At 42.6% G+C, this 26,072-nt stretch carries 25 protein-coding genes and 1 pseudogene; 10 read left to right on the top strand and 16 right to left on the bottom strand.

The genetic code is table 11. The annotated features are described in order from the left end of the window. Nucleotides 1-71 precede the first annotated feature (71 nt). Nucleotides 72-1,139, top strand: a complete 1,068-nt coding sequence (locus ACTJIX_RS03655; protein ID WP_440611172.1) for an ABC transporter permease — start codon at nt 72-74, stop codon at nt 1,137-1,139. Nucleotides 1,140-1,164: 25 nt separating this feature from the next. Here ACTJIX_RS03655 and ACTJIX_RS03650 read toward each other — a convergent pair whose 3' ends face one another. From ACTJIX_RS03650 to ACTJIX_RS03620, 7 genes are all read right to left on the bottom strand, one after another. Then, entirely contained in the window at nt 1,165-1,581 is a 417-nt protein-coding gene (locus tag ACTJIX_RS03650) for a DUF4878 domain-containing protein (protein ID WP_008302383.1), read from the bottom strand. 67 nt (nt 1,582-1,648) lie between these two features. Then, the gene (gyrA, locus tag ACTJIX_RS03645; protein ID WP_262467037.1) at nt 1,649-4,624 is read right to left on the bottom strand and encodes a DNA gyrase subunit A; all 2,976 of its coding nucleotides are present in this window, start codon (nt 4,622-4,624) and stop codon (nt 1,649-1,651) included. Between the two features lie 245 nt (nt 4,625-4,869). Further along, a complete protein-coding gene (locus ACTJIX_RS03640; RefSeq protein WP_155757524.1) occupies nt 4,870-5,010 on the bottom strand; it encodes a hypothetical protein in 141 nt (46 codons plus the stop codon). Between the two features lie 202 nt (nt 5,011-5,212). Beyond that, a complete protein-coding gene (locus ACTJIX_RS03635) occupies nt 5,213-5,587 on the bottom strand; it encodes a hypothetical protein (RefSeq protein WP_262467036.1) in 375 nt (124 codons plus the stop codon). 106 nt (nt 5,588-5,693) lie between these two features. Then, complete coding sequence (locus tag ACTJIX_RS03630; protein ID WP_262467035.1) at nt 5,694-6,626, bottom strand: electron transfer flavoprotein subunit alpha/FixB family protein; 933 nt, start codon at nt 6,624-6,626, stop codon at nt 5,694-5,696. An 18-nt stretch (nt 6,627-6,644) separates the two neighbouring features. Further along, complete coding sequence (locus ACTJIX_RS03625; RefSeq protein WP_004815037.1) at nt 6,645-7,397, bottom strand: electron transfer flavoprotein subunit beta/FixA family protein; 753 nt, start codon at nt 7,395-7,397, stop codon at nt 6,645-6,647. 552 nt (nt 7,398-7,949) lie between these two features. After that, nucleotides 7,950-8,555: a LysE family translocator gene (locus ACTJIX_RS03620; protein WP_004815035.1), complete on the bottom strand. Its 606-nt coding sequence runs from the start codon at nt 8,553-8,555 to the stop codon at nt 7,950-7,952. 114 nt (nt 8,556-8,669) lie between these two features. Here ACTJIX_RS03620 and ACTJIX_RS03615 point away from each other — a divergent pair, with 114 nt between their 5' ends. Beyond that, on the top strand, nt 8,670-9,164 hold the full coding sequence (locus ACTJIX_RS03615) for an Lrp/AsnC family transcriptional regulator (protein WP_004815034.1): 495 nt from the start codon (nt 8,670-8,672) through the stop codon (nt 9,162-9,164). 56 nt (nt 9,165-9,220) lie between these two features. On the opposite strand, the gene ACTJIX_RS03610 is transcribed toward ACTJIX_RS03615, so the two are convergent. Next, nucleotides 9,221-9,601 (bottom strand): hypothetical protein, encoded by a 381-nt coding sequence (locus ACTJIX_RS03610; RefSeq protein ID WP_004815031.1) that lies wholly within the window; start codon nt 9,599-9,601, stop codon nt 9,221-9,223. A gap of 197 nt (nt 9,602-9,798) precedes the next feature. Beyond that, nucleotides 9,799-9,897 (bottom strand): annotated as a pseudogene (locus ACTJIX_RS03605) (recombinase XerC); the annotation flags it as partial. A 320-nt stretch (nt 9,898-10,217) separates the two neighbouring features. Between ACTJIX_RS03605 and ACTJIX_RS03600 the strand changes: the two are divergent. Continuing rightward, nucleotides 10,218-11,927 (top strand): amidase family protein, encoded by a 1,710-nt coding sequence (locus ACTJIX_RS03600; RefSeq protein ID WP_004815030.1) that lies wholly within the window; start codon nt 10,218-10,220, stop codon nt 11,925-11,927. A 26-nt stretch (nt 11,928-11,953) separates the two neighbouring features. Here ACTJIX_RS03600 and xerA read toward each other — a convergent pair whose 3' ends face one another. The 5 genes from xerA to ACTJIX_RS03575 all read right to left on the bottom strand — a co-directional run bounded on the left by xerA (nt 11,954) and on the right by ACTJIX_RS03575 (nt 16,885). Continuing rightward, complete coding sequence (gene xerA, locus ACTJIX_RS03595) at nt 11,954-12,880, bottom strand: site-specific tyrosine recombinase/integron integrase (protein WP_004815027.1); 927 nt, start codon at nt 12,878-12,880, stop codon at nt 11,954-11,956. 109 nt (nt 12,881-12,989) lie between these two features. Then, on the bottom strand, nt 12,990-13,835 hold the full coding sequence (gene dapF, locus ACTJIX_RS03590; protein ID WP_004815025.1) for a diaminopimelate epimerase: 846 nt from the start codon (nt 13,833-13,835) through the stop codon (nt 12,990-12,992). A 12-nt stretch (nt 13,836-13,847) separates the two neighbouring features. Further along, nucleotides 13,848-15,092 (bottom strand): diaminopimelate decarboxylase, encoded by a 1,245-nt coding sequence (gene lysA, locus ACTJIX_RS03585; RefSeq protein ID WP_004815024.1) that lies wholly within the window; start codon nt 15,090-15,092, stop codon nt 13,848-13,850. A gap of 24 nt (nt 15,093-15,116) precedes the next feature. Beyond that, nucleotides 15,117-15,350, bottom strand: coding sequence for an LPS translocon maturation chaperone LptM (gene lptM / locus ACTJIX_RS03580; RefSeq protein WP_026056785.1), 234 nt, complete (start codon nt 15,348-15,350; stop codon nt 15,117-15,119). A gap of 131 nt (nt 15,351-15,481) precedes the next feature. Further along, nucleotides 15,482-16,885 carry an amino acid permease gene (locus tag ACTJIX_RS03575; RefSeq protein ID WP_004815018.1) on the bottom strand — a complete coding sequence of 468 codons (1,404 nt, stop codon included), beginning with the start codon at nt 16,883-16,885 and terminating at the stop codon, nt 15,482-15,484. 322 nt (nt 16,886-17,207) lie between these two features. On the opposite strand from ACTJIX_RS03575, the gene ACTJIX_RS03570 reads away from it, so the two are divergent. After that, entirely contained in the window at nt 17,208-18,554 is a 1,347-nt protein-coding gene (locus tag ACTJIX_RS03570; RefSeq protein ID WP_004815015.1) for an alanine/glycine:cation symporter family protein, read from the top strand. Between the two features lie 74 nt (nt 18,555-18,628). Here the strand turns inward: ACTJIX_RS03570 and ACTJIX_RS03565 are convergent, their stop codons facing one another. Continuing rightward, nucleotides 18,629-19,057 carry a hypothetical protein gene (locus ACTJIX_RS03565; RefSeq protein ID WP_004815014.1) on the bottom strand — a complete coding sequence of 143 codons (429 nt, stop codon included), beginning with the start codon at nt 19,055-19,057 and terminating at the stop codon, nt 18,629-18,631. A gap of 187 nt (nt 19,058-19,244) precedes the next feature. On the opposite strand from ACTJIX_RS03565, the gene radA reads away from it, so the two are divergent. The 6 genes from radA to ACTJIX_RS03535 all read left to right on the top strand — a co-directional run bounded on the left by radA (nt 19,245) and on the right by ACTJIX_RS03535 (nt 24,999). Next, the gene (gene radA, locus ACTJIX_RS03560) at nt 19,245-20,630 is read left to right on the top strand and encodes a DNA repair protein RadA (protein ID WP_004815011.1); all 1,386 of its coding nucleotides are present in this window, start codon (nt 19,245-19,247) and stop codon (nt 20,628-20,630) included. A 121-nt stretch (nt 20,631-20,751) separates the two neighbouring features. Continuing rightward, entirely contained in the window at nt 20,752-21,759 is a 1,008-nt protein-coding gene (locus ACTJIX_RS03555; RefSeq protein ID WP_004815009.1) for a Tim44 domain-containing protein, read from the top strand. Between the two features lie 230 nt (nt 21,760-21,989). Continuing rightward, nucleotides 21,990-22,352, top strand: coding sequence for a hypothetical protein (locus ACTJIX_RS03550; RefSeq protein WP_004815006.1), 363 nt, complete (start codon nt 21,990-21,992; stop codon nt 22,350-22,352). A 1-nt stretch (nt 22,353) separates the two neighbouring features. Beyond that, nucleotides 22,354-24,042 carry a PepSY-associated TM helix domain-containing protein gene (locus tag ACTJIX_RS03545; protein ID WP_004815005.1) on the top strand — a complete coding sequence of 563 codons (1,689 nt, stop codon included), beginning with the start codon at nt 22,354-22,356 and terminating at the stop codon, nt 24,040-24,042. Beyond that, entirely contained in the window at nt 24,039-24,377 is a 339-nt protein-coding gene (locus ACTJIX_RS03540; protein ID WP_004815002.1) for a DUF3325 domain-containing protein, read from the top strand. The genes ACTJIX_RS03545 and ACTJIX_RS03540 overlap by 4 nt, the downstream gene beginning before the upstream one ends. 97 nt (nt 24,378-24,474) lie before the next feature. Further along, complete coding sequence (locus ACTJIX_RS03535) at nt 24,475-24,999, top strand: tetratricopeptide repeat protein (RefSeq protein ID WP_004815000.1); 525 nt, start codon at nt 24,475-24,477, stop codon at nt 24,997-24,999. A 26-nt stretch (nt 25,000-25,025) separates the two neighbouring features. On the opposite strand, the gene ACTJIX_RS03530 is transcribed toward ACTJIX_RS03535, so the two are convergent. Next, nucleotides 25,026-26,063, bottom strand: a complete 1,038-nt coding sequence (locus ACTJIX_RS03530; RefSeq protein WP_004892078.1) for a DUF4917 family protein — start codon at nt 26,061-26,063, stop codon at nt 25,026-25,028. Nucleotides 26,064-26,072: the final 9 nt, after the last annotated feature.

Raw genomic sequence — 26,072 nt, 5'->3', positions numbered from 1 at the left:
TGCTCGGTTATATGCGGGCCAATTGGTTGTGCGGTAGATTTTGTGTGTAGGCTTCTTCATTTGAAAATTATATCGCTAAAAAAGCCTTTACAGATAGGTTTGTGCAACAAAGCCCGTTAATCCTATCTGTACTGTTTTACAGCTTTTTCTATCCAACCGCGTATAAGGCTGAACACGCCGAAGCCTTGCCCATTATTATTGTCGATGAAGAGCAAAGCAACTTAACCAATACTATTATCAGTCATGTTAGCCAAAGCCCGAATGTACAGATCAAGGCAGTCACTGGAAATTTTGCGGAGGCCAAACAGTGGGTAGAGGCTCAAAAGGCTGACGGGATTTTATTATTACCAGACAACCTTTCACAATCCATTCGACATGGTGAAAATGGCGGGATTGGGCTGTATTTAAGTGCAGCGAATTTCCTGATTACCAAACAGATCGGTTTAGGCCTGGTTGGTTCTGTCGAAAATACCTTAAGTGAATATGCAGAACGCTTTAGCGAAATTTCGCATTTCTCTCCTGCCCTATCGATTCACCAGATTCCACTATTTAATCCACTTTCTGGCTATGGAAGCTATGTATTTCCAGCGGTTGCCCCACTGATTATTCATCAGACGATTTTTCTGGGGCTCAGCATGTTGATTGCACTGTATCGTGAAAATAAACAGGTGATCAATTTGACGACCTTATGTGGAATCAGTCTGGCAATTTTGACCATTGGCTGTCTGGGATGCTACTACCTGTTTGGTTTCACCTTCTGGTTGTTTGACTATCCACGTGGCGGGAATTTCTGGGGCATGCTGCTGGCTGTTCTGGTTTTTGTATTCTGCATAATCGGCATCACGACCCTGTTCGCCAGTTTTCTGGATATGCCAGAGCGTGCCGGACATGTTATTGTCTTTACCTCAATTCCCTTATTTATGCTGTCCGGAGTCGCCTGGCCACATGCTGCGATGCCCGTCTGGATGCAAATGTTTGGACAGGCCTTACCTTCCACACAGATCGTACAGATGTTTATTCAACTGAATCAGATGGGCGTAACGACCAGCATGATTTTAGGGAAACTCGCCTATCTGCTGATTGTTGGATTTTTTTGCTTTAGCTTAGGCTATTATCGCCTATGCTCACGCATTAAATAAGCTTGAACCCTGTTAAGCTAAAAGCTTATTCCCCATATACGCGGATATAAAAGTTCTGGATTTTGCTACTGCCGTTGGGCTTGTCAAAGCTGACATCGTATTGCACCAGATTGTTTGGATAAGCGATTTCATAGCTGACCTTGTATTCACTTGGTTGACCTGATTTTTCAACAAAAGTTTTTACCATCAAGGTCTTAGACTTATACTCACCTTCAGGAATGGAATGCGAAAACTTCTTCATGGTTTTCTGATTTTCCTGAAAATACTGCTGTAATTTCGGATCCAGATAACTTAAAAATTCTTCATACTTACCATCACGCAAGTCGTTATAGGCAATTTCTGCTGCCTGGGCTTGGGCTGTACTTGGATCTGCTACCTGTTCGGTAGTGCTACAACCGGCAAGAAGAGCTAGCCCAGCAAGTGACATCAATTTAGTTTTCATCATGGTCATTTCCAGTAAAGTCTGTAAAAAAGGACGCCGAAGCGCCCTTTTTATAAGAATTGAAGGCTTAGTCTTCTGCTGTATTTTCGCCATTTTGCGCTGCATCTACAGCCTCAGGAGTTTCAGCCAGATTATCTTCAGAAACTTCTGTTTCTTCCAATACATCCAATTCTTCATCTTCAACGGCTTCAATCGCTTCTACACCAACCAGTTTTTCATCTTCAGCCAGACGGATCAGACGAACACCTTGTGCATTACGGCCAGTTTGTGCCACTTCAGATGCACGGGTACGAACCAAAGTACCGCCATCAGAAATCAGCATCAACTCTTTAGATGCATCAATTGCCACTGCACCCACTAGCTCACCGTTACGTTCAGAGGTCTTGATCGCAATCACGCCCTTACCGCCACGTTTTTTGGTTGGGAAGTCATCTACAGGCGTACGTTTACCATAGCCATTTGCAGAGGCACACAGTACTTCACCCGTTTCAGGCACCACTACCAGAGATACGATACGGCTAATGAAGTTCGCTTCAGTTGCATCCTCATCATCAGATTCAACCTCTGCATCTTCTGCATCTTCAACTTGCGAAGCACCGATGGTCACACGCATACCGCGCACACCCTTGGCTGAACGACCCATTGAACGTACATCAGTTTCTGCAAAGCGAATGGCTTTACCTTCGTTCGAGAACAACATGATTTGCTGTTCACCGTCAGTAATCGCAACACCAATTAAGGTGTCATCACCATTCAGTTCAATCGCACGCAAACCGTTTGAACGAACATTCGAGAACTGTTCCAGTTCTACACGTTTAATCGTACCGTACTCGGTCGCCATAAACACATAGAAATTCTTGCGAACAGCTTCAGCTTGCTGAGCAAAGTCATTGATAATGTCATCATCAAGATCAGTAGTTGAAAGCGCCAAGCCCAATTCTTTCAACTGAACACGCAGTGCATCAGAAATATCATCTGCACCCTCTTCAGATTCAGCAAGTGCAGCTTCTAATGCAGCAAAGTGACTGTTGATCACTTCGTTGCTTTGCAGCTGGGCAGCATTAGCTTTTACAAATGCTTTAAAGTCTGCCAAACGTTCTTTGAATTTCTTCGGTGCATCAATCACTGGCAAGATTGCAGTAATGGTTTCGTTGTCATCTAGTGGCAGCAAGTTCACCATTGGACGACCTTTGGCACCACGAGAGGCTTGTGGTACTTCGTAGACTTTCAGACGGTAAACCTTACCGACATTGGTGAAGCAAAGCACGGTTGCATGGTTCGAAGTAACCACCATATGCTGGATGTAATCGTCTTCTTTCATGCTGGTTGCAGACTTACCACGGCCACCACGACGCTGAGCCGCGTAGTCAGACAATGGTTGAGTTTTTGCATAACCAGTTTTTGAAACTGTCAGCACCATTTGCTCTTCAGGAATCAAATCTTCACGAGAGAAGTCGATACGTGATTCAACGATATCGGTCTTACGTGCATCACCATACTGCTGAAGAATCAGAGCGAGCTCTTCACGAATGACATTCATCAATAAATTAAAGTCATTCAAGATAGCAGTATATTCAGCAATTTGCGCGAGAATTTCAGAATATTCAGCTTGCAGCTTATCTTGTTCAAGACCTGTTAAGCGATGGAGACGTAGCTCCATGATCGCGTTTACTTGGGTCGGTGATAAACGATAGATATCGCCATCAATACCAAATGGACGGCTAGGATCTTCACCTTCAATTTCGTCAGGGCGTACAGAAACCGCGCCTGCTTTTTCAAGTAATGCTGCTACACCGCCTGCTGCCCACTCGCCCGCTTGTAAACGCTCACGTGCCTCAGCCGGGTTTGCAGAAGTCTTGATGGTTTCAATAATCTGATCAATATTGGCAAGTGCAACCGTCAAACCTTCCAGGATATGACCGCGTTCACGTGCTTTGCGTAACTCAAACATGGTACGACGTGTCACGACTTCTTGACGGTGACGGATAAATGCCGCAATGATGTCTTTCAGATTCATCAGCTTCGGTTGTCCATTGTCCAGACAAACCATGTTGATGCTGAATGAGTTTTCTAACTGGGTATTCTGGAACAGGTTGTTCACGATTACTTCAGCATTTTCACCACGCTTCAGGTCAATCGCAATACGCATCCCTTCTTTATCAGATTCGTCACGAAGTTCAGAAATCCCTTCGAGTTTTTTCTCTTTTACCAGCTCAGCAATACGCTCAATGGTTCTCGCTTTGTTGACCTGATAAGGAATTTCAGTGAATACAATCGTGCTACGACCAGTTTTGGCATCTTCTTCGATGTGGTATTTACCACGGATATGCAAACGGCCTTTACCGGTACGGTAGGCATCTACAATACCCGATTTACCGTAAATAATACCACCAGTAGGGAAATCTGGACCCGAAATATGTTCCATCAGCCCTTCAATGCTGATATTTGGATCATTGGCATAGGCTAAACACGCATTGATGACTTCAGTCATGTTATGCGGGGCCATATTGGTCGCCATACCTACGGCAATACCAGCAACACCATTAATCAACAGGTTAGGAATACGCGTAGGCATGACTTGTGGAATGCGCTCAGAACCGTCGTAGTTGTCTTCCCATTCCACTGTATCTTTTTCAAGATCAGCAAGGAGCTCATGGGTCAGCTTACGCATACGTACTTCGGTATAACGCATTGCCGCTGCACTATCACCATCGACAGAACCGAAGTTACCTTGGCCATCAACCAACTGGTAACGCAAGCTAAAGTCTTGTGCCATACGGACAATCGTTTCATAAACGGCAGAATCACCATGCGGGTGATATTTACCAATCACGTCACCGACTACACGTGCAGATTTTTTATATGCTTTGTTATAGTCATTGCCTAATTCGTGCATTGCGAAAAGCACACGACGATGAACCGGTTTTAAACCATCTCGTACATCTGGCAATGCACGTGACACAATCACGCTCATCGCATAATCGAGATATGAGCTTTTAAGTTCATCCTCAATGGCAATCGGTCTAATTTCCGATACGCTCATGCATACTCCTTATTCTACAGGCCCTGTTTGACCTGTATTTATATGTCGTAAATCCAGCTATAAATTGGTTCAAAAAACGCTGAACCAATATTTAAAATTCAGTCGGACAGTATAGCATAAATCAGGCTAAATTAAGCCGTTTCAGCCCCAACTATCCAAAGGATTTTTAGTAGAAATTTTAACCACTTCACAATTTTTAACGCATAAAAAAACCTCTGCACACAGAGGTTCATTCTTAGCTTGAATTATCGCATTTTATGCACGGAAATATCTTGTACTGAATCCACTGTTTCTTTCTGCTGATCAAGCATACACAGACAATTTACCTGCATGCAATCCAGCTGCACCAATAGCCAGGTAATTAAATACTGGACGACAATCAACATCACCAGCATGCATCAGGGCGACAGGCCATCAAAGTTCACAGGGAGACGCCGCCAAACCGGCAAGTAAATTAAAATATGAATATTAGTATTACTTTTAAATCTTCTAAAGCTCGCTTAATACCTACCCTATTAAGTGCCAAAAGCAACACATCCAATCTTTATTTTCAGTCCAATTTTCTAATCATTATTCAAATTTTCATACTTAATTTGTAAATAATTTAGAACATCCATACAACAACCATGTAGATAATACAAAAGGGAAAATAAGCGCCAATACCATCAGCGCATCGCCTTGAATACCATAAGCACTGTTCTGAAATCGCTGATTATCAAGCTCGATCCATTGCTCTGCTTTCGCAAGCACCTGTGCATCTGAAAGCGCATTCAAATAGATCAGATGGATAAATCCTGCAAAACTACAGGCAGCAAAAATAAGCCACAGTCCAGCGATCTGTATTAAGATGATCAAATAAGCCAATACAGCAAGAACAAATAGTATTAGAGTTGAACAAAACAATCGATAAAATCGAGCATTTTCGATTAAAGGCTGATATACAGGCAATATAAAAAGTTTCATTATTATTTTATTCATTTTTCATTATAAATAAAAACGCCCCTGAACAGAGCAGTAAGTATTCACTTACCGCTCACGCAAGAGCGTCTTTTTAAACTGTATTCAGGAATTAGATTTTAGATACTAATTCTGGAATAACAGTGTTCAAGTCACCTACTAACCAGTAGTCAGCGACTGCATTGATTGGTGCTTCTTCGTCCTTGTTGATCGCAACGATCACTTTAGACTCTTTCATACCCGCCAAATGCTGGATGGCACCAGAAATACCGACAGCGATGTACAGGTCAGGCGCAACGATCTTACCAGTTTGACCAACCTGCATATCGTTAGGAACGAAGCCTGCGTCAACAGCCGCACGAGATGCACCTTGAGCAGCACCTAGCTTGTCAGCTAGTGGATCAAGGATTTTGTGATAGTTCTCACCAGAACCAACACCACGACCACCAGAAACAACGATACGAGCAGCTGTTAATTCTGGACGTTCAGATTTAACGATTTCTTCGTTAATGAACTTAGAAATACCAGCATCACCAGTCGCTGTAGCAGCTTCAACAGCAGCAGAACCACCTTCAGCAGCAACTGGATCGAATGCAGTACCACGAACAGTTGCAACAACAACTGATTCAGAAGATTCTACAGTTGCAATCGCGTTACCTGCATAAATCGGACGTTTGAATGTGTTTGCAGAATCAACAGCAATGATGTCTGTGATCATGCTTACGTCTAGTAATGCAGCTGCACGTGGCAGGATGTTTTTACCAGTCGTGGTAGAAGCAGCAAGAATATGGCTATAGGCTTTGCCCAATTCAGCAACCAGTTTCGCTACATTTTCAGCCAACTGGTTTGCATAAGCAGCATCATCCGCAAGCAATACTTTGCTTACGCCAGCAACTTTAGCCGCTTGGTCAGCAACTGCTTGAGCGCCAGAACCAGCAACCAATACAGTGATATCACCACCGATTTTTTGCGCCGCAGCAACAACGTTTAAAGTAGCAGCGTTTAATGCTTTGTTGTCGTGCTCAGCGATAACTAAAATACTCATGATTTTTATCCTTCTGTATTAGATCACTTTCGCTTCGTTTTTCAATTTTTCTACAAGTTCGTCTACAGACTTCACTTGTACACCAGCTTTACGCTCTGCAGGAGATTCAACTTTTACTGTTTTCAGTTTAGTTGTAGTGGTTACACCGAAATCTGCAGGTGACTTAGTATCCAGCGGTTTTTTACGCGCTTTCATGATGTTTGGAAGAGCAGCATAACGTGGCTCGTTCAAACGTAAGTCAGTGGTAATGATTGCTGGCAAGTTCAATTCAACAGTTTGTAAACCACCATCGATTTCACGAGTCACTTGTACTTTGTCGCCTTCAACTTTCACTTCAGAAGCAAAAGTACCCTGGCCTGCACCTAGAAGTGCACCAAGCATCTGACCAACCTGGTTAGAGTCATCATCAATCGCTTGCTTACCAAGAAGGATTAATTGCGGTTGTTCAGCTTCAACAACGCCTTTAAGAATTTTCGCTACTTCTAACGCACCTAATTGGCTGTCATCAGCTTCAACCAGGATACCGCGGTCAGCACCAAGAGCCATAGAAGAACGGATTTGTTCTTGAGCTTCTTTAGGACCAATAGAAACAACAACGATTTCTGAAACAGTTCCTTTTTCTTTTAAACGAACCGCTTCTTCCACTGCGATTTCACAGAATGGGTTAATTGACATTTTAACGTTTGTTAAGTCAACACCACTGTTGTCCGGCTTAACGCGAACCTTAACGTTGGCATCAACCACACGTTTTACAGCAACAAGAGCCTTCATGTAATCCTCGGCTGTTTTAGCAAATGTAAATATTTAGAAAAGTTATAATAACTCTTCACTTAAATTTTTTTAGGTGCCCTATCTTGCAATGCGTTCGGCATTTCGGTCAAGTCACAATTCACCAATAGGGTGTAAAAATGCGTAATTTTCCTTGAACGTCGCGTTCACATTTCAAGATTTGACATTTATATAGAACAAATTCCCATCATTTTATTTAAAATTTAACCATTGATTTTTAGTATCTTTTTATTTGATTATGCACATCAAAAGATTTGATCTATTTTATAAAATTTAATTTCATTTCTTGTCACTATTATTATAAAGAATACAAATTACTCCTATCTAAATCTGTCATTTCTGACATATGGTGATGGGTTCGATTCATTATTTCAGATTTGGTCAAAATTCCCTCTTATAAATAGATCAATGAAATAGCAAAAAATAATTTTTATAAGGAAATATATTAAAAAAGCACGCTGTGATCACGTGCTTTTAAATTTTTAAAACGAATTTATGACTTATTTGATGAACATTGGTGAATTTTATAGCTCATTAATTAATGATTAGCCATGAAGCAGCGAGTGCCAATAAACCACCTGAAGTCCCATCAATCCACTTTTGCTTACGTTCATCAATCTGAGCCGAACGGGTAAGTCGGGCGAATAAAAGGCTTAAGGCACAATACACTACAAAGATCATAGCAATAAAGATAAAAGACAGAATTAAACCCTGGCTCACCGTATTCCCATTTTTATCTATAAACTGCGGCAGGATTGCAAAGTAAATCAACATGCCTTTCGGATTCAGTAACGCAGTAATGAACCCTTTTTTTACCGGATTACTGGATGATTTCTTTTCAATGGTCAGCGTATTTTTGCTAAATACCGATTTCACCAGACTGAATGCCAGAAATAACAGATAAGCAATTCCTAACCAGCGAATAGTTTCAAACAGCACTGGAAAAGACACAATAATTGCTGCAATTCCTAACGCCACCAGAATCGAATGCACCAGATAACCGCAACATACCCCTATAGTCGCCATCATGCCTGCTTTTGCATCTTTACCCATCACTTGAGACAGGATAAATAGCATATCTGGTCCAGGTGTAAAAATAAGGGGAAGCACGGTCAGTGCAAAAAGTGCAAATACAGACATTTCCTTGTTCCTCTGTACATGTCGGAAAGTGAAATTAGTATCTGCGATTTTTTACAAAATAGGCTTTCAATTTATTTTATAATATGCATTATTTTTAGAATATTATTCTATTTTATGAAGATATCTTCCAAGTCTATTCGAGTAAAACTCGATCGTATTGACAAAAATATCATTCAACACTTGCAAGCCAATGGCCGGATTCAGAATAACGATCTGGCACGTGAAATTGGTCTTTCGCCTTCTTCGTGTTTGCGTCGGGTAAAACTGCTTGAAGATGCGGGGGTAATCCAGAGCTATACCACGATCGTGGACCAGCAGAAGATTGGTTTCCAGCTGATTTTATTTTCTCGTATCTGGCTAGTGGGTCAGGATGCTGAAACGATTGACACCTTTATTGAAGCCATGAAAGAACTGCCCCAAGTAATGGAGTGCTATATCATTTTGGGTGAATGTGATGCAATGCTCAAAGTGGTGGTGCCCGATCTGGAAAGTTATCGTAAATTCCAGTCCACGCATTTAACTAAAAAGAATGGGATTACCAGCGTCAAAACTGATTTACCGAGTCAGATTATCAAGCAGAGTTTTCAACTACCTTTAGATGATCTTTAATATTGGTCAAATAAAAAGGACGATTGATATCGTCCTTTTTTTACTGAAGATCAGTTTTAGACACGACTGTCCAGAAAGTCACGGTGCACATGACTGAGGTCAATCAGTTCATAAGATTTTAAATCGAAGATCTTCCAGATTTCGATGGCATCTTCTTTTAAGTCCACTGCCTGGGTCGCACGAGTAGTCGCTTGCCATTGCAAGTCTGAAATCCAGATATAGTATTCATGGCTATCAGGATTATAGGCTTGAACCTTACCATCTGTATTAATTCCCTGCACATGAGCACCTTCGGGTAAAGATGTTTCAATATTTGGTAGACTGATTTCCACAAAATGTTTGATCTGGCGCAGACCATAACCTGCAAAAATTTCTTTTTGTGCTTCGCTTAACCGATCATATTTTTGTTGTATATCTACAATAATTTCTGTGCCCATATACTTCCAGTCCTGTCAGGCTGAATTCTTTTCAGCCATACCCTATTTTTCAGCTTAAATTCTGTTCTTTTGTTATACCTGAATTTTAGCTTTTCGCGAATAAGACCATGGTGAAATAATCTGCATGGTCATTCTATTTCTCTCAGCATAAATATTCTTTATGAAATTTTTATGCCAACCTATATTTTTAATAATGATTATTTAAGATTTTCAGGTTTATGTTGTGCCCGTGGATGCACCTGATCATAAATCTGCGCTAGATGATCAAAATTGATATGGATATAAATCCGAACGGTTTTAGATTACTATATTCTTCAACCAATCATTCAGCTCATTCTAGCTATCTCTTTTTCAATAAAATCTAAGAATATTTTTCTTTATTGAGCAATGCAAATCATATAGAACCAACATTTATAATATTTAGTAATATCTCTATTTTGTTACATTTATCGCCAATATTACTTTAAATTGCACTAGTTTCAAGCAACTTCTTCATTTGTCTAAATAGTTAATTTATTTAAAAGTCTTATTTTATCTACTTTCTTATTTACATAAATAGTGGCACATGATTTGCAATTCATCCCTGGTACTTTTCTATAACCAGGTGAATAATTAAATGCATACAGTATCTAAAACGCTCTTATGTATCTCTCTTACAGCATTACTCACTGCATGTAATGACGACAATGATTCAAAAAAAGCTGCTAATTTTGCCCCACAGGTAGAACCTGTTCCATTTGAGCCAGTTGAAGCAACTATTGAGGACTTACACACCTCCATTAAAACCAAAGGGGCAACATGTGTTGATGTTGTGCAAAGTTATCTTGAACGAATAGAAGCTTATGATGTACAAGGCCCTACTCTTAACAGTGTTATTTCGGTCAATCCTTATGCTTTAGAAGAAGCCGCCGAATTAGATGAATATTATAATAAAAATGGTAAATTTAAGGGCGATTTACACTGCGTAACTGTCTTAGCTAAAGATAATATTGATGTTGTAAATATGGCCAATACTGCGGGATCTTCTGCATTACTTGATAATTTCCCACCTGATGATGCATATATTATTAAAAATATTAAAGAAAAGGGTGGCTTAATTATCGGGAAAGCTAATCTGGATGAGTTTGCTTTTGGTTTTGGGGGTAAGTCTACAGTAGGTGGTCAGGCTAAAAACGTTTATGATTTAACAAAAGGCCCAGGCGGATCATCATCAGGTACGGGTGCTGCCATTTCTGCTAGCTTAGCAACCGTTGGTATAGGGACAGATACAGGTGGGTCGATTCGTGTACCTTCATCTGTACAAGGTCTTGTTGGCTTACGCCCATCACTTCGCCTGCTAAGCTTAGATGGAATTATTCCACTGGCTCCTACTCAAGACACAGCAGGCCCAATGTGTCGTCAAACGGTTGATTGTGCAAAATTATTCAATGCAATGGTTGGTTATGATTCATCACCAAGCTCTAACCAACGTAGTGATTTTGCACATGATGCACCACTACTAGCATCAGAAACAGCATATCGTGCATTAATTAACCCGCCAGAAACCTACGTTCCTACTGGAGCATCTTTAGAAGGTAAACGTATTGGTTTAATTAAAGATACTTATGCAAATAGTGAAGAAGGTGCACTAGTTAAAGATATTATTGCTAAAGCGGCTGCAAAGATGCGTGAAGAAGGTGCAATTGTTGAGGAAATAGAAGTTTCAGATTTCAAAACAATCATAGGAAGTACAGCTGTTATGAATGATAAAGGTTTCACAGAAACTTTTAGAAGTCTTTCAGGAGTAGAATTCAAGCAAGCATTAACTGATTATTTATCTACAGCTACTACTGCTTTCAAGTCATATGATGAACTTTTAAATAACGGTAAGATGATTTCTAGTTTCCAAGGTTACAATACAGATCCGAACAGTGAGACATTTATCAATCGCTATTACAACAATACTACCTTCCGTGCACCTTATGTTCGATTACGTTTAAATACTGCTTTAGGCAACCGTACCTTAGATGGTACGCCTAAAGGTCCACGTTATGATGCACTTGCGTATCCATCAATCACAGGATTTGTTGGCAATTTAGGTGGCAGCCCAACAACAGGTAGTAACAACCGCTTAAGTCCATTCAGTGGATTCCCAGCATTATCTATACCAGCCGGAACTGTGAATTATGAGCGTCGTAGTGCTTATCCATTAAATGTTAATATCGAATTTATCGGACGTGAATTTGATGAACCAACATTATTCAATATTGCGACTGCTTTTGAGAAAGTAAATCCAGCTCGTGTTACACCTACACATACACCAGCATTAAGTGCAGCAGTTTACTAATTTATATAACTTAAATAAAAAGGAGGCTAAGCCTCCTTTTTATGTTGTGCCCTTGGGTGTGCCTGATCATAAATCTGCGCCAGATGATCAAAATCGACATGAGTATAAATTTGGGTTGTGGTCAGATTACTATGTCCCAGCATTTCCTGTACTGCACGCAAGTCTCGGCTATTGGATAACATATGACTGGCAAAACAGTGACGCAGTAAATGCGGATGCAGGTCAACATTGACGCCTGCCCGTTGCGCCTGAAGCTTGACCCGATTTTCAATCTGCCTTGCTCCTAGCGGATTACCCTTCTGAGTGATAAAGACATGTGCTTCTGGCACAAAATCACCATGCCATAGAGGATAAATCTGTAACCACGCCATGACACTATCTTTGGCTTTGGAACCAAATGGCACGATACGGGTTTTATTCCCCTTACCCGTAATGCGAAGCAGCTGACGGTTGAAGTCAATATCTTTAATTCTGAGGCCTTGTACCTCAGCCAGACGTAGCCCACTAGAATAAAGCAGTTCCAGAATTGCCTTATCACGCTTCCACATCTGCTGCTGCACCTCACCTTCAGGTTCAGGCTGATCCAGAATCTGATGAATGGTTTCAATATCAACCATACCGGGCAAAGGTCTGGATTGTCTTTTCAGCTGAAAATCATCTGCCGGATTAAAACTGACATACTGTGCCTGTTCAGCCCATTTCATAAACTGGCGAATTGCTGAAAGTAGCCGCTGCAGACTGCTGGAACTTAGGCCCTGTTGTTCAACTTTTTCCGCCATAAACTGGCGTAAATCTGTTGATTCAACATCTCCAAGTGCTAAAGCATGACGCTGACAAAAATTCAGAAAGTCCGAAACATCACGTTCATACGCCTGCAAAGTATGTTTAGACTGGTTCTGGATTTCACGTTCTTTGAGCCATATGGATAACAATTGCTGTGGATTAAGCTGCATTCTATCCTCCTTGGCTGTTTGAATCCGACAAACATCAGTCTATCAAATAATGCAAAAATAATTTATTCGGCCTATATAAAAAAGCCCTGACTCTTCAGGGCTTTTTAAATTAAGCTTGGAAATAACGTAAGTCTAAGCGACCTTCATAAACAGTTGCGGTTGGACCAGTCATCCAGACTACATCCCCCTCGACCCATTCAATCTGCAACTTGCCGCCCGCCAGTTCAATCTCGACATTGTTGGCAAGTAGACCACGGCGCATACCAGATACTGCGGCTGCGCAAGCACCCGTACCGCATGCCAGTGTTTCACCTACACCACGCTCATATACGCGTAAACGCGCATGCTTTTCATCAATGATCTGCATAAAGCCTGCATTGACGCGTGCCGGAAAACGCGCATGCGATTCTACTTGTGGACCAATACGAGCTACATCTGCATTAATCACATCCGGTACGACTGTTACTGCATGAGGATTACCCATGTTCACTACATCAATCGTCAGTTTTTCACCCTCTGCCAGATCGATGTCATACAGGTTATCCGGTTCATCGGCCAGGAATGGAATTTCTTGAGGCAAGAATTTTGGATAGCCCATATTGACGCGCACCCAACCATTGGCGCCCAATTCAGGTTCCACAATGCCAGATTTGGTCTGTACTTTGATTTTGGTTTTCGTCGTCAGCTGACGCTCATGCACAAAACGGGCAAAACAGCGCACGCCATTGCCGCATTGTTCTACTTCAGAACCATCGGCATTGAAAATACGGTATTTAAAATCAGCACTCGGTACATCAGGTGGTTCTACAATCAGTAACTGATCAAATCCAATGCCAAAATTGCGATTTGCCAGACGCTGAATAGTCAGGGTATCCAGATAAGCGCGCTGGCTGATCAGGTCAACCACCATAAAGTCATTGCCCAGACCATGCATCTTGGTAAATTCAAGTAACATTATTGTGTCTCCTTAAGGCAATAAACGCTCACGTTCCCACAGTGATTCAATCGTTTCGCGTTCGCGAATCAGATGTCCTTGATCACCATCGACCATCACTTCAGCAGCACGGCCACGGCTATTGTAATTCGAGCTCATCACAAAACCATAAGCACCGGCACCGAGTACTGCCAGCACATCATTTTCCTTGATCGCAAGCTCACGCTCTTTACCGAGGAAATCACCAGTTTCACAGATCGCACCCACCACATCCCATTCTTTCGTCTCGACATCATTACGCGGTGTCACAGACTGAATGTCCATCCATGCTTCATATAAAGCTGGGCGAATCAGGTCATTCATTGCCGCATCAATAATTGCAAAATTACGATGATTGGTCGGTTTGAGCAGATCCACTTTGGTCAGTAGCACGCCTGCATTGGCAGAAATACTACGGCCCGGTTCCATATAGACTTTCAGGCCCAGCTTTTCTAAAGCCGGACGCAACGCATTGGCATATTCTTGAACAGATGGCGGTGTCTCATCTTTATAAGTTACCCCTAAACCACCACCGATATCGATGTGTTTAAGGTTGATCCCCATCTCTTTTAACTGGTCGATCATCACGATGACACGATCCAGCGCATCTACAAAAGGCTGGGTTTCAGTCAGCTGTGAACCGATATGACAGTCGATGCCGACAACATCCAAGTTGGCTAAAGATGCTGCATACTGATAAGTTTCAAATACGCTATCCGATGGAATGCCGAATTTATTTTCTTTCAGACCCGTTGAAATGTAGGGATGAGTTTTCGCATCCACATCTGGATTCACACGCAGTGAGATCGGCGCTTTTACACCCAGTTCTGCCGCAACTTTCTGAATACGATCCAGCTCGGCATAAGATTCTACGTTAAAGCAGGCAATACCAACTTCTAGCGCTTTCTTGATGTCCGCTTCTGATTTACCTAGACCCGAGAATACGATTTTAGAAGGTTCACCACCCGCTTTCAGTACACGTGCCAGCTCTCCGCCCGTAACGATGTCAAAACCTGCCCCTTGCTTTGCCAATACATTCAATACCGCAAGATTGGAGTTTGACTTCACGGCAAAACAGATTTGGTGATCAATAAAGTCAAATGCACGATCCATGTCCAGATAATGCTTTTCAAAAGTCGCTTTTGAATAAACATAGAGTGGTGTGCCAAATTGCTCTGCCAGCTGTTGCAGTGAACATTGCTCGGCATGCAATACCCCATTAATACGGGTAAAACTCATGAAGGTATCCTTTCTTTGAAAGCGTTAAGGTGTAATGGTTGAATCTGATGTTTCGGGCGCAGCAAACTGTTGTTGCACAGGGGCATCTCGTTCTTCATCGGAAGTTTTAGACTCAGCTTCGGTATTTTTATAGAGCAGATACTTGGCACGCTTGTCGTAATCCGGATCATTTGGCAAGTGCAAGGCACCTGACTGACCACAACCTGCAAGAGCAAGACCTGCTGCTAAGATACTGATGTAGCAAATGACTTGGCGCATCTGACCACCTAATTGAATAGTTTCGATGAGTATAACGCGATCATTCGCCATGACCAAAGCGTTAAACGCTAGAGAGTATCTTTAGACAAAAAAAAACGCCAGCAGATCGCTGACGTTTTTATTGATATGGATTATTTATGTTTCTGTTTATAAAAGCCTAAATAGCCCAAAATCAGTAGAACAAACCAGATCGGACTGACCATCAAGGCACGGCGAGTATCATCTTCTAATGCCAGCACACCAATCATGCCGACAAAGAAAATAATCACGATCCAGCAAGTCACCAAACCACCTGGTAGCTTAAATACTGATTTGGCATGTAGCTCTGGACGGGTACGGTAATAAATCATGTAACTCCAGATAATCATCAGCCATACACAGATAAACAGGATGGTTGATAATGTTGTCGCCAATGTAAAGGCTTCAACAGTATTCGGTACAAAATACTGTAATGCCGCGCCTAATAATAAGCAGACTGCAGAGAAATACAGAGCATTAGCAGGTACAGCACGCGGGTTCAAACGACCGAAAGCTTTCGGTGCCTGTTCTTCACGCGACAGACCGAACAGCATACGGCTGGTCGAGAATACCCCACTGTTCATCGATGACATCACCGAGGACAACACCACCAGGTTCATGATGATCGCAGCAGCTGCAATACCGGCTTGGCTAAACAGATTCACAAACGGAGAAACACTTGGATTAATCTGATCCCATGGCGTCACAGACATTACAATGACTAGAGCAAGTACATAGAAAATAATGATACGGATCGGAATCGAGTTCACCGCTTTTGGCAGGTTACGCTCCGGGTCTTTGGTTTCGGCAGCCGTGGTACCTACAAGCTCAACACCCACAAAGGCAAAAATCGCAATCTGGAAACCAGCCAAGAAACCCATAGCACCCGTCGGGAACAAACCACCATGATCCCAAATGTGCGCAAAGGATGCGACCGTACCGGCATCATTGGTAAAGCCGGTGAAAATCATCCACAGACCAACCGCAATCAGTACTACAATCGCAATAATTTTGATCAGGGCGAACCAGAATTCCATTTCACCAAAGAGCTTCACGGTGGCCAGATTCAGCCCCATGATAAAGACAATAGAGGCGATACTGATTAATACCCCTTCGCCTGGGGTAAATGGGAGACCATTATTAAAAAACTGTAAATAATAAATAATCGCAGACAGGTCAGCGATTCCGATCGTAATCCAGCATAACCAGTAGGTCCAGCCGACAAAATAGCCTGCCCATGGTCCGATCAGATCCGTAGAGAAATCGATAAATGACTTATATTGTAAATTTGACAGTAATAACTCGCCCAATGCACGCATCACGAGAAATACCATGAAACCGATGATCATATAGATCACCAGAATCGAAGGCCCTGCCAGACTAATGGTTTTACCTGAGCCCATAAACAGGCCGGTACCAATAGCACCTCCAATCGCAATCAGCTGCAGGTGTCGATTGGATAAACTACGCTGCAGCTCGCCGTTTTCGGACGGCGAACCAGTATGATGACCTGACATTATTTTTCAACTTCGATGTCTAATCGCGACAAATTAACGCAAAAAAGAGGGAATACAAAAAGAAAATTCGCATCATTTGTATTTTCCACTTAATCTTAAAAGTTAATTTATTTTTCTTATATAACGAATAGGTTCTCTTTAGTCGTAGAAGCTCCGGATAAATTTCCTGCATATTTGTTGTAAAAGTTCCGAAACTGTGTAAAAAATAAACCTATAAAAATGTCGTGAATAGTGCTGAGGATGAGCACGTCTGGCATGTCATTTGCTTGATTAAAATTAAGTGAACTTTAAACTGATACTCAGGACGAATAAGAAGAACTTTATGCAAAATTTACAAAGCATCATGGAAACCCTCAGTGGTTGGGTCTGGGGTCCATATATGCTGGTACTGATTGTCGGTACTGGCGTATTCCTTACTTTCCGATTACTTTTCTGGCAATTCCGCATGTTGCCACTGGCCTTTAAACAGGTTTTTGGCAAACACCCTTCTCACGAAGGCGATATTTCCCAGTTTAGCTCACTCATGACCGCCCTTTCTGCCACCATTGGTACCGGTAATATTGCAGGCGTGGCAACTGCCTGTGTCTTGGGTGGCCCAGGTGCAGTTTTCTGGATGTGGATGACTGCCCTGTTCGGTATGGCGACCAAATATGGCGAAGGCGTTCTGGCGGTAAAATACCGGGTAAAAAATGAGAAAGGTGAAATGTCTGGCGGTCCGATGTATTACATCGAACGCGGCCTGAAATGGAAATGGCTAGCCTTAATTTTCGCATTTTTTGGTGCTGTCGCCTCTTTTGGGATCGGCAGCTCGGTACAGTCTAATACTGTAGCACTGGCCGTTGAAAATGGTTTTGGTCTGGAAACCTGGATTACAGGCGTGATCATCACAGCCTTTTCTGCACTGGTGATTCTGGGCGGGATTAAATCCATTGCCAGAGCTTCTTCCTTTATTGTACCGATCATGGCGATTGGTTATGTCGCGGGCGGTCTGATCATTATCTTTAATAATCTGGAGCTGGTTGGCCCTGCCCTGAAAATGATCTTTACCTATGCATTCACCGGTGAAGCAGCAGTTGGTGGCGCCATTGGTGCAGCGATTCGCTACGGTGTGGCACGTGGTGTATTCTCGAATGAAGCCGGTATGGGTTCAGCACCGATTGCCGCAGCTGCAGCAAAAACGGATCACCCGGCTCGTCAGGGCCTGGTATCGATGACAGGTACTTTTATTGATACCATTATTGTCTGTTCGATTACCGGTATTGTGCTGGTGATGGGCTTTATCATGGCGGGCAATGATTTTGGTGGTCAAACTGGTGCGGTACTGACTATCGGTGTATTCGACAAACTGTTACCGGGCGTTGGTGGTTGGGTCGTGACTTTCGGCATTATCTTTTTTGCCTACTCCACTATTCTGGGCTGGAGCTACTATGGCGAAAAATGTGCGACTTACCTGCTCGGTGAAAAGTTTGTTCTGCCTTACCGCATTATTTACATTGCTACCGTATTCATTGGCTGTATAGCTACACTGGATCTGGTCTGGCTGTTTGCCGATACTTTCAACGGTCTGATGGCGATTCCAAACTTGATCGGCTTGTTACTGCTTTCAGGTGTGATTGCCAAAGAATCGAAAGACTTTATTGCCCGACGCAAGTCTGGTGAGCTTTATTAATATAATCTAAAGCCCTAAAGAAAAAGCCACTGTAAAAGTGGCTTTTTCTTACGGTCCCAGTGTTCTAAACGAAATCAGTTCAGACGACCTGAAAATTCATCGTCATCATGATTTTGATTAAGATTCAGAAATTCCTCACGATCTGCTTCAATCTCAAGCGCAGTTTCCAAAGATAAGACAAAAAATAGTACGCCAGGAATTTTCATTTCCCCTTCGCTATCTTCCAGATGGTCACTCAGCATTTGATAGATTGGGTTGGCTTCATCAAATGGCACATCGATATAAAGATCACCTGAATAGCTTTCAATCACACCGGGTTGTTCAATCCCCATACATGGTACAAAAGCAATTTGGCGTTGCTCCAGCCACTCCATCAGATTCTGGCGCAGGTGATAGGAGTCAGCATCTGCATTTTCATGTTCATAATTTTCAAAATGTACAAATAATACATCACGGTCTTTTTCACGTGCGATTGCATCAATATGTTGCATATGTTGTGGCATGTTTGGTTTCCTGTTCCCGTGATGATTAAGGTCATTATAGGGTGTATTTGATGCTTATGTAGAGTAGCAGATGCAGATACGTCATACGCTGACGTAAAACAGCGAATTTTTCAGGTGAAGATCTTGGTTTTCGGTGGCATTCACCGCTATGCTGTAGCCCTATTCCCAATCTTGTTTTTCGGAAACTATGGCTAAAGCAAAAAGTGTCTATCGTTGTGAGCAATGTGGTGCAGACCATCCTAAATGGTCTGGTCAGTGCGCTGAATGTGGTGAGTGGAACAGCTTGCTGGAAGTCAACATTGCACCTGCGGTGACTCATCGTGCCCAGCCTAAAATTGGCGGCTATGCTGGTCAGGCCGCTGCGATTACCACGCTTAATAAAGTTTCTGTTTCACATGAAAGTCGCATGCCGACCGGAATTGGAGAATTCGACCGGGTTCTGGGTGGTGGTCTGGTGACAGGTTCCGTTGTACTGATTGGTGGTGATCCAGGGATTGGTAAATCGACTATTCTGCTACAAACTGCCACACATATGGCCGCGGGTAACAGTTCCGCACTCTATGTGACAGGTGAAGAATCTTTATCACAGGTGGCATTACGGGCCCAGCGTCTAGACTTGCCAACTGAACATCTTAAAGTTATGGCAGAAACCTGTGTGGAACGCATTTGTGAAGTACTGGCACAGGAACGACCAGCGGTTGCAATCCTCGACTCGATTCAAACGCTTTATACTGAAACCTTGCAGTCTGCACCGGGTGGTGTATCACAGATTCGTGAATCAGCAGCGCTCCTGACCCGTTTTGCCAAAAATAGCGGAACTGCCCTGTTTATTGTCGGTCATGTCACCAAAGAAGGTGCACTCGCAGGTCCGCGTGTGCTGGAACATATGGTGGACTGCGTTCTATATTTTGAAGGTCAGTCAGATTCGCGTTATCGAATGATCCGTGCGGTAAAAAACCGATTTGGTGCGGTGAATGAACTTGGTGTATTCGGCATGACCGATAAGGGCTTGCGTGAAGTCTCCAACCCGTCTGCCATTTTTCTGAGTCGTTATGATGAAGCCATACCCGGTTCAATTGTGATGATCAGCCGTGAAGGTACACGTCCACTGCTAGTTGAAGTTCAGGCACTGGTCGATGATGCGCATGGTCAACCGCGTCGTGTAGCGTTAGGTCTGGAACAAAACCGTCTGAATATGCTGTTAGCCGTAATGCATCGTCATGGCGGCGTACAAACCTCTGGTCAGGATGTCTATGTCAATATCGTCGGTGGTTTAAAGATTACCGAAACGGGTTCTGATCTGGCAGTTCTACTTGCCTGTGCATCGAGTATCCGTGGTAAAGCTCTGCCGCAGCAACTGGCTGTGTTTGGTGAAGTTGGTCTATCAGGAGAAATCCGTCCGGTACCTAATGGTCAGGAGCGTCTCAAAGAAGCCATCAAGCATGGTTTTAAATATATTATCCTGCCGCGTGCTAATGCCCCGCAGAAAGAAATTCCGGGCGTACGCTTTATTGCGGTTGCCCGTCTGCATGAAGCCCTCAGTGAAGCCATGACTTTGAGTGATGAACTGTAGGATTCAATTTGTAGCACTCAGTTTGGAATTTCGGTAAAAAAATACAGTTTTTTGATTGAAATTCCATGTAAAGCCTATATAAATAGAGTGTTCAAATATATTTTTTACATAGGAAAATTGAATGGAAGTTCGACAGCGCGGTTTGATCGCGGGTTTCTTGACTGCAGCATTACTGGTTGCGCCTCTAGCTGCTGAAGCAAAACGTGCCGGTGGTGGTAAAAGCCATGGTATGCAACGTTCTGCTGCGCCGACTCAGACTTATCAACAACCTCGTCAGGCAGCTCCTGCACAACAGGCTCCGACTGCAGGTGCAGCAACTCAGCAGAAATCTGGTTCAGGTGTTGGTGGTATGGTTGCTGCGGGTGTAGCGGGTGCTGCAATTGGTGCCGTCGCAGCGAATGCTTTGGCAGATGACAACGCGGCATCTCAAGCACAAGTTGAAGCTGTTCAAGAAGAAGAACAAGGTGGTATCCCAGGCTGGATCTGGATCTTACTTGCTGCAGCTGTTGCCTTCTTCATTTTCCGTAAGATGGGCGCAAAAAAAAAAGTAACTTCTAGCAATCCATTCGCTCCAAACAATGGTGCTGGTTCGTCAGCACCATTTGGTCAAGCACCTGCTGCACCTCGCGGTGGCGATAGCACCAATATCTTTGGTCAGAATGTCGGTGGTCAAACACCAGGCAATAATGCCCCATTTGGTTCTGCTCCGGTAAATAATGCGCCGTTTGGTACTGCTTATACTCAAAGCGGTAGTCAGCTTCCTGATGGTACTGAACCTGCTGCCTTCTTGCGTGTTGCGCGTCAGCGTTTTAACCATATTCAGTCTATGAATACGGCAAGCAACATTTCAGAAATTCAGCGTTATCTGACCCCTGACCTGTATCAGTCTATGTATAACGACATTATGGCGAATCAGGATCAGGACGTTGCTGAGTTCTCTAACCTGAATGCCATGGTTGTAGATTCATCAAATGAAAATGGTCAATACGTGGTGAGCGTACGCTTTACCGGTACAGTAAGTGAAGACCTGAACAGTCTGCCACAGCCATTTGCTGAAGTTTGGCACTTTGTAAAACCTGCAGGTTCTAACCAAGACTGGTTGGTTGCGGGTATCCAGCAAGAAAGCTAAGACTTAAGTATTTTTAATGAAACAGCGGCCTTCGAGCCGCTGTTTTTATTTTCAGTATTGGGTTCCCATGCTGTGTTTCACAATCTATTTATCCCCCTATTTATACTGCTTAAACTCACACTTCAGTTTAATCATTTAAAAGATCTTTAAAAATAGTTATTTAAAATATAAACAATAATTGTTATCATTCGCATCAATGAAATTCCCACAGTTAAATAGCAGTATTTTCAATGACCAGCAGTCCTCATATGGATCTTACAGCTACTGAAAAATTAGCTGTCCCGAATCCAGTCATCCGATCTAAAAAGAAAGTGCAGCCCAAACTCACGGCTTATCGCTTTATGATTTTCTACCGTTTCATACTTGCTGCTTTAGGCGGATATGCTTTAGCCACTTTTGCAGCCATAGTCATTGCTCAGTACTTCAGTGATTATCAAAGTAGTGCTGCCATATCCGCCACTATGATCGCTTTTCTTTTACAGACAGGGGCTTTCATCTGGGTATTTATGGTCAATAAAACCCTAAAAGCGACGCTGGGCATTTTGGTTCCAGCTGGGTTGTTCTATATCGCTTACCAGTTTTTAGGGAAATAAGATGAGACCAGATGCAAAACCGGAAGGTCCACGCCAGTCAATGTCATGGTTGCATACTTGGGCCAGTTTAATCTTGGGCTGGCTGCTTTATGCGATTTTTCTGACAGGTACATTAAGTTTTTTCCAGAATGAAATTACTATCTGGATGAAACCAGAGTTGCACCAGTCTGTTCCGCAAGCCACCCAGATTGAACAGACCCGAGTGGCACTCGCCTATTTACAGAAAAATCATCCTGATGCGGGTAGCTGGGCCATTCAGCTGCCGCATGCGCGTCAGAACTATACCACGCTCAATATCCGTGGCGCTGGTGAAGATCCTCGTGCACGCCGCGGCGGCACACGAATTACTTTGGACAGTGCAACCGGTGAAGTACTAGAAGCACGCGAAACCCGTGGTGGTGGTTTCCTGTACCGTTTTCATTTTGATTTATATGGCATGCCACGTATGTGGGCACGCTGGATTGTCGGGATTGCGACTTTACTGATGATGGTGGGGATTATCAGCGGGATTATTACCCATAAGAAAATCTTTAAGGATTTCTTTACCTTCCGCCCAGGCAAAGGACAACGTTCATGGCTAGATGCACACAATGCAACCGCGGTATTTGCACTTCCCTTCCATATTATGATTACATTCAGTGGCTTATTGCTGCTGTTATTTACCATCATGCCTTGGGGCGTAAACCAGATTTATGAAAATCGTGGTGCTTTCCTCCAAGATCAGCGTAAAACTTTAGTTCAAGATAATAGTCAGGAAGCTGAATCTCGTGCAGGTCGTGGCGAACGAGGTAAAATGGCAGGTCGCGGTGAAGCACGTCGATCTCGTGACGAAAATTCCTCTGCCCGTCCAGCGCCTTTAACCGATCTGGCACCGGTTCTGGCAGCTGCGGACAAAGAATGGAATAACAATCCGGTTGGTACCATCACCATTATTCGGCCAAATACCAGCCAAGCTGAAATCGAATTACGTGCTCTGAATGGTATCAGTGTTGCCTATCGTAGCGTGTACCCAAGTCTGGAATTCAACGGCGTAACCGGTGCGCTCAAACCGGATCAAACCGAACTAAAAACCCCTTCAGTCGCGAATGGCATCTATAACGTAGTGACTTCACTGCATGAAGCACGCGGTGTGGATCTAGCCCTGCGCTGGTTATTGTTCCTGTCCGGTATTGTCGGCACATTGATGATCGCTACTGGTCTGATTCTATGGTGTGTGAAACGTGCACCGCAACAGCAGAAACAGGGCTATAAATCCTTTGGTTATCATACGGTGGAAGTGACCAATATCGCAGCAATTATCGGTCTACCTATTGCCTGTGCTGCTTACTTCTATGCCAATCGTTTTATTCCGGTGGAACTGGAAATGCGTGCCAACTGGGAAATCCGTACCTTTTTTATAGTATGGGTGCTGACTTTCTTCTATGCCATGATCCGGACGCATCGTCAGGCCTGGTTAGAGCTGCTGGCACTGGCAACTGCTTTATTTGCCCTGCTTCCGGTCATAAATGTCCTGACTGGTGGACAGCCAATCTGGAATACTATAGCGAATGGTCAATGGGTCATTGCGAGCTTTGATCTGGCTATGTGGCTACTAGCTGTTGTGTTCTGGCTTGCCCTTAAGAAAGTGAAAAATCACCAAGGCTTGCCTGCTAAAAAAGCCAAGACTACAGCTGTGGAGACTGAAGTATGATGTTCTTCTTATTCATCTGGTCTGTATCTTCACTGGGCTTTATTGCCCTGGCTGCTTCAATGTCTAAACATCAAAAACAGATATTTGGCAAAGAACTGGATGCTGGCAAAAACCGATTAGCCACACTTGCTGGCTGGGGACTACTGATCATTGCGCTAATTTTTTGCCTGTTTAGCGGTACGATCAGCAATATGGTCAGCTATTGGCTAGGCAGTCTGACTTTTGCAGCATTAGCAGTTGGTCTGAGCCTAACTTACTTTGAATCAAAAATTAAAATAATCAGTATTGGCTTTGTGCTTATTGCCTTCATTTCTGGACTAATTTGCGTATTTTAAGCTCAATTTAATTCCTTTTATAAAAAAGCCAGTCTTCGGATTGGCTTTTTTATTTTGAACCTTTTAATCTACATGCAAAGATTTTTGAGATTTTGACATGACCGAGCGTGTTTCTCCCCCTGCCACTCTGGCAAACCGCGCACTGGCAGGCAATGCCGAAGCACAATTTGAGCTTGCCGAACTATATATGCACAGCGAGCATGAAGATGACATTATCCTGGCTGAAGAATGGGCACTGAAAGCGGCTAATGGCGGTCTGGTTGAAGCCATGTACTGGCTCGGTGAAGGTTATACGGTTTATGCCAAAGAAATTGCGGAGGAAGACCCGGAAGATTCTAAAGCTCACTTTGAGTTAGCCTATTACTGGCTTAGCAAAGCCAATTTCGAAAAACACCCAGCGGCGACTTTAGAACTGGCAGGTTTTTATCGTCGTGGTGATGTAGTTGAAAAAGATGTCGAAAAATCTATTGCACTGGTGAAACAGGCAGCTGAATGGGGTGAAGTTCAGGCCATGCGTGACCTTGCCTTTATCTATGCCAATGGTTTGGGTGTGGTAGCAGATGACATACAGGCAGATTACTGGACACAAAAAGCAGACGAAGCTGAGCAGGAAATAGAATAAAGAAGAAGCCCATCAGATGATGGGCTTTATTTATGGATTGTTCCAACAGCCTGAACTTTCACTGTTAAAAACTCTATTTCTATCTTTGAGTTAAGTTTATTTATTAGCTGTTTTACTCTATAACAATAGTCTTGATCATTTTTAAAAACTGAAATTGCTACTTTACCATCAGCTTTGTTTTTAAAGATTTGTTTAACTAAATGGTGCTCTTGCTCTCCTAACCCCCAACCATAAATGACTAGATTTTTACCATCATCTAAAAACTCAGGAAGAATTTCATAAAAGACTTTACTCAAATAATTACTATCTCTGATTGCATCCATTTTTTTTACACTAGTCCCTTCAGCAACAAAAATAGGAATATTATCGTCAACCCAATTTTTTTCGATTATTTCTAATAGATCCGATTGATCCTTTCTTTTCACTTTACGTTCAACTTTATTTGCATAGCGAAATAACGTTAGATTACCATGCTGATAAAAGGTTCTAGTAATTTCCTTTTCATAAGGTCTTCTGTAATATGGCGTTTTCAAATAATCCCATCGATCAAATATAATCCCTTCATTCTTAAATCCATCTTTAAATACATGACCATCATTATTTTTTTCATTTCCATACATTCTTATCCAATGTAAAATAAGATCATAATTAAGTGAAACGATAGTAGAAAATTGCTTGGTAAACTTATAAAGAATAGGTAATTGCTTAACTATTTGAGCATGTTCACAATGAACCTCTTTAACAACTTCGATCAGTGCTTGTTTGATATTCTCATATGCTGAATCAATTTTCGGATCTACTATTCCCAAATGTTTATTTACCAACTTTGCATGCCAAACTAATCTCAAGATTAGCTCAAAATCACATGTATCAAATTCAACAAAAAGTTTAGATATATCTTCACTGAAAAGTTTTAATTTCTCAGCTTCTGCTTTTAATGAGCTAAACCCAAATTTAGAGTGCAAAGTAATACTAGCACCATTTCCAATAATTAAATTGCTATGCCTATAGTTATCTTTAATTTCAACCCATTCTTTAATTGAATACTTTTCATTGTCCGTCATAGTTTAATC

The organism is Acinetobacter sp. 22323, from assembly GCF_052044895.1.
GTDB lineage: Bacteria > Pseudomonadota > Gammaproteobacteria > Pseudomonadales > Moraxellaceae > Acinetobacter > Acinetobacter schindleri.
This window is presented reverse-complemented; position numbering and strand designations above follow the sequence as displayed.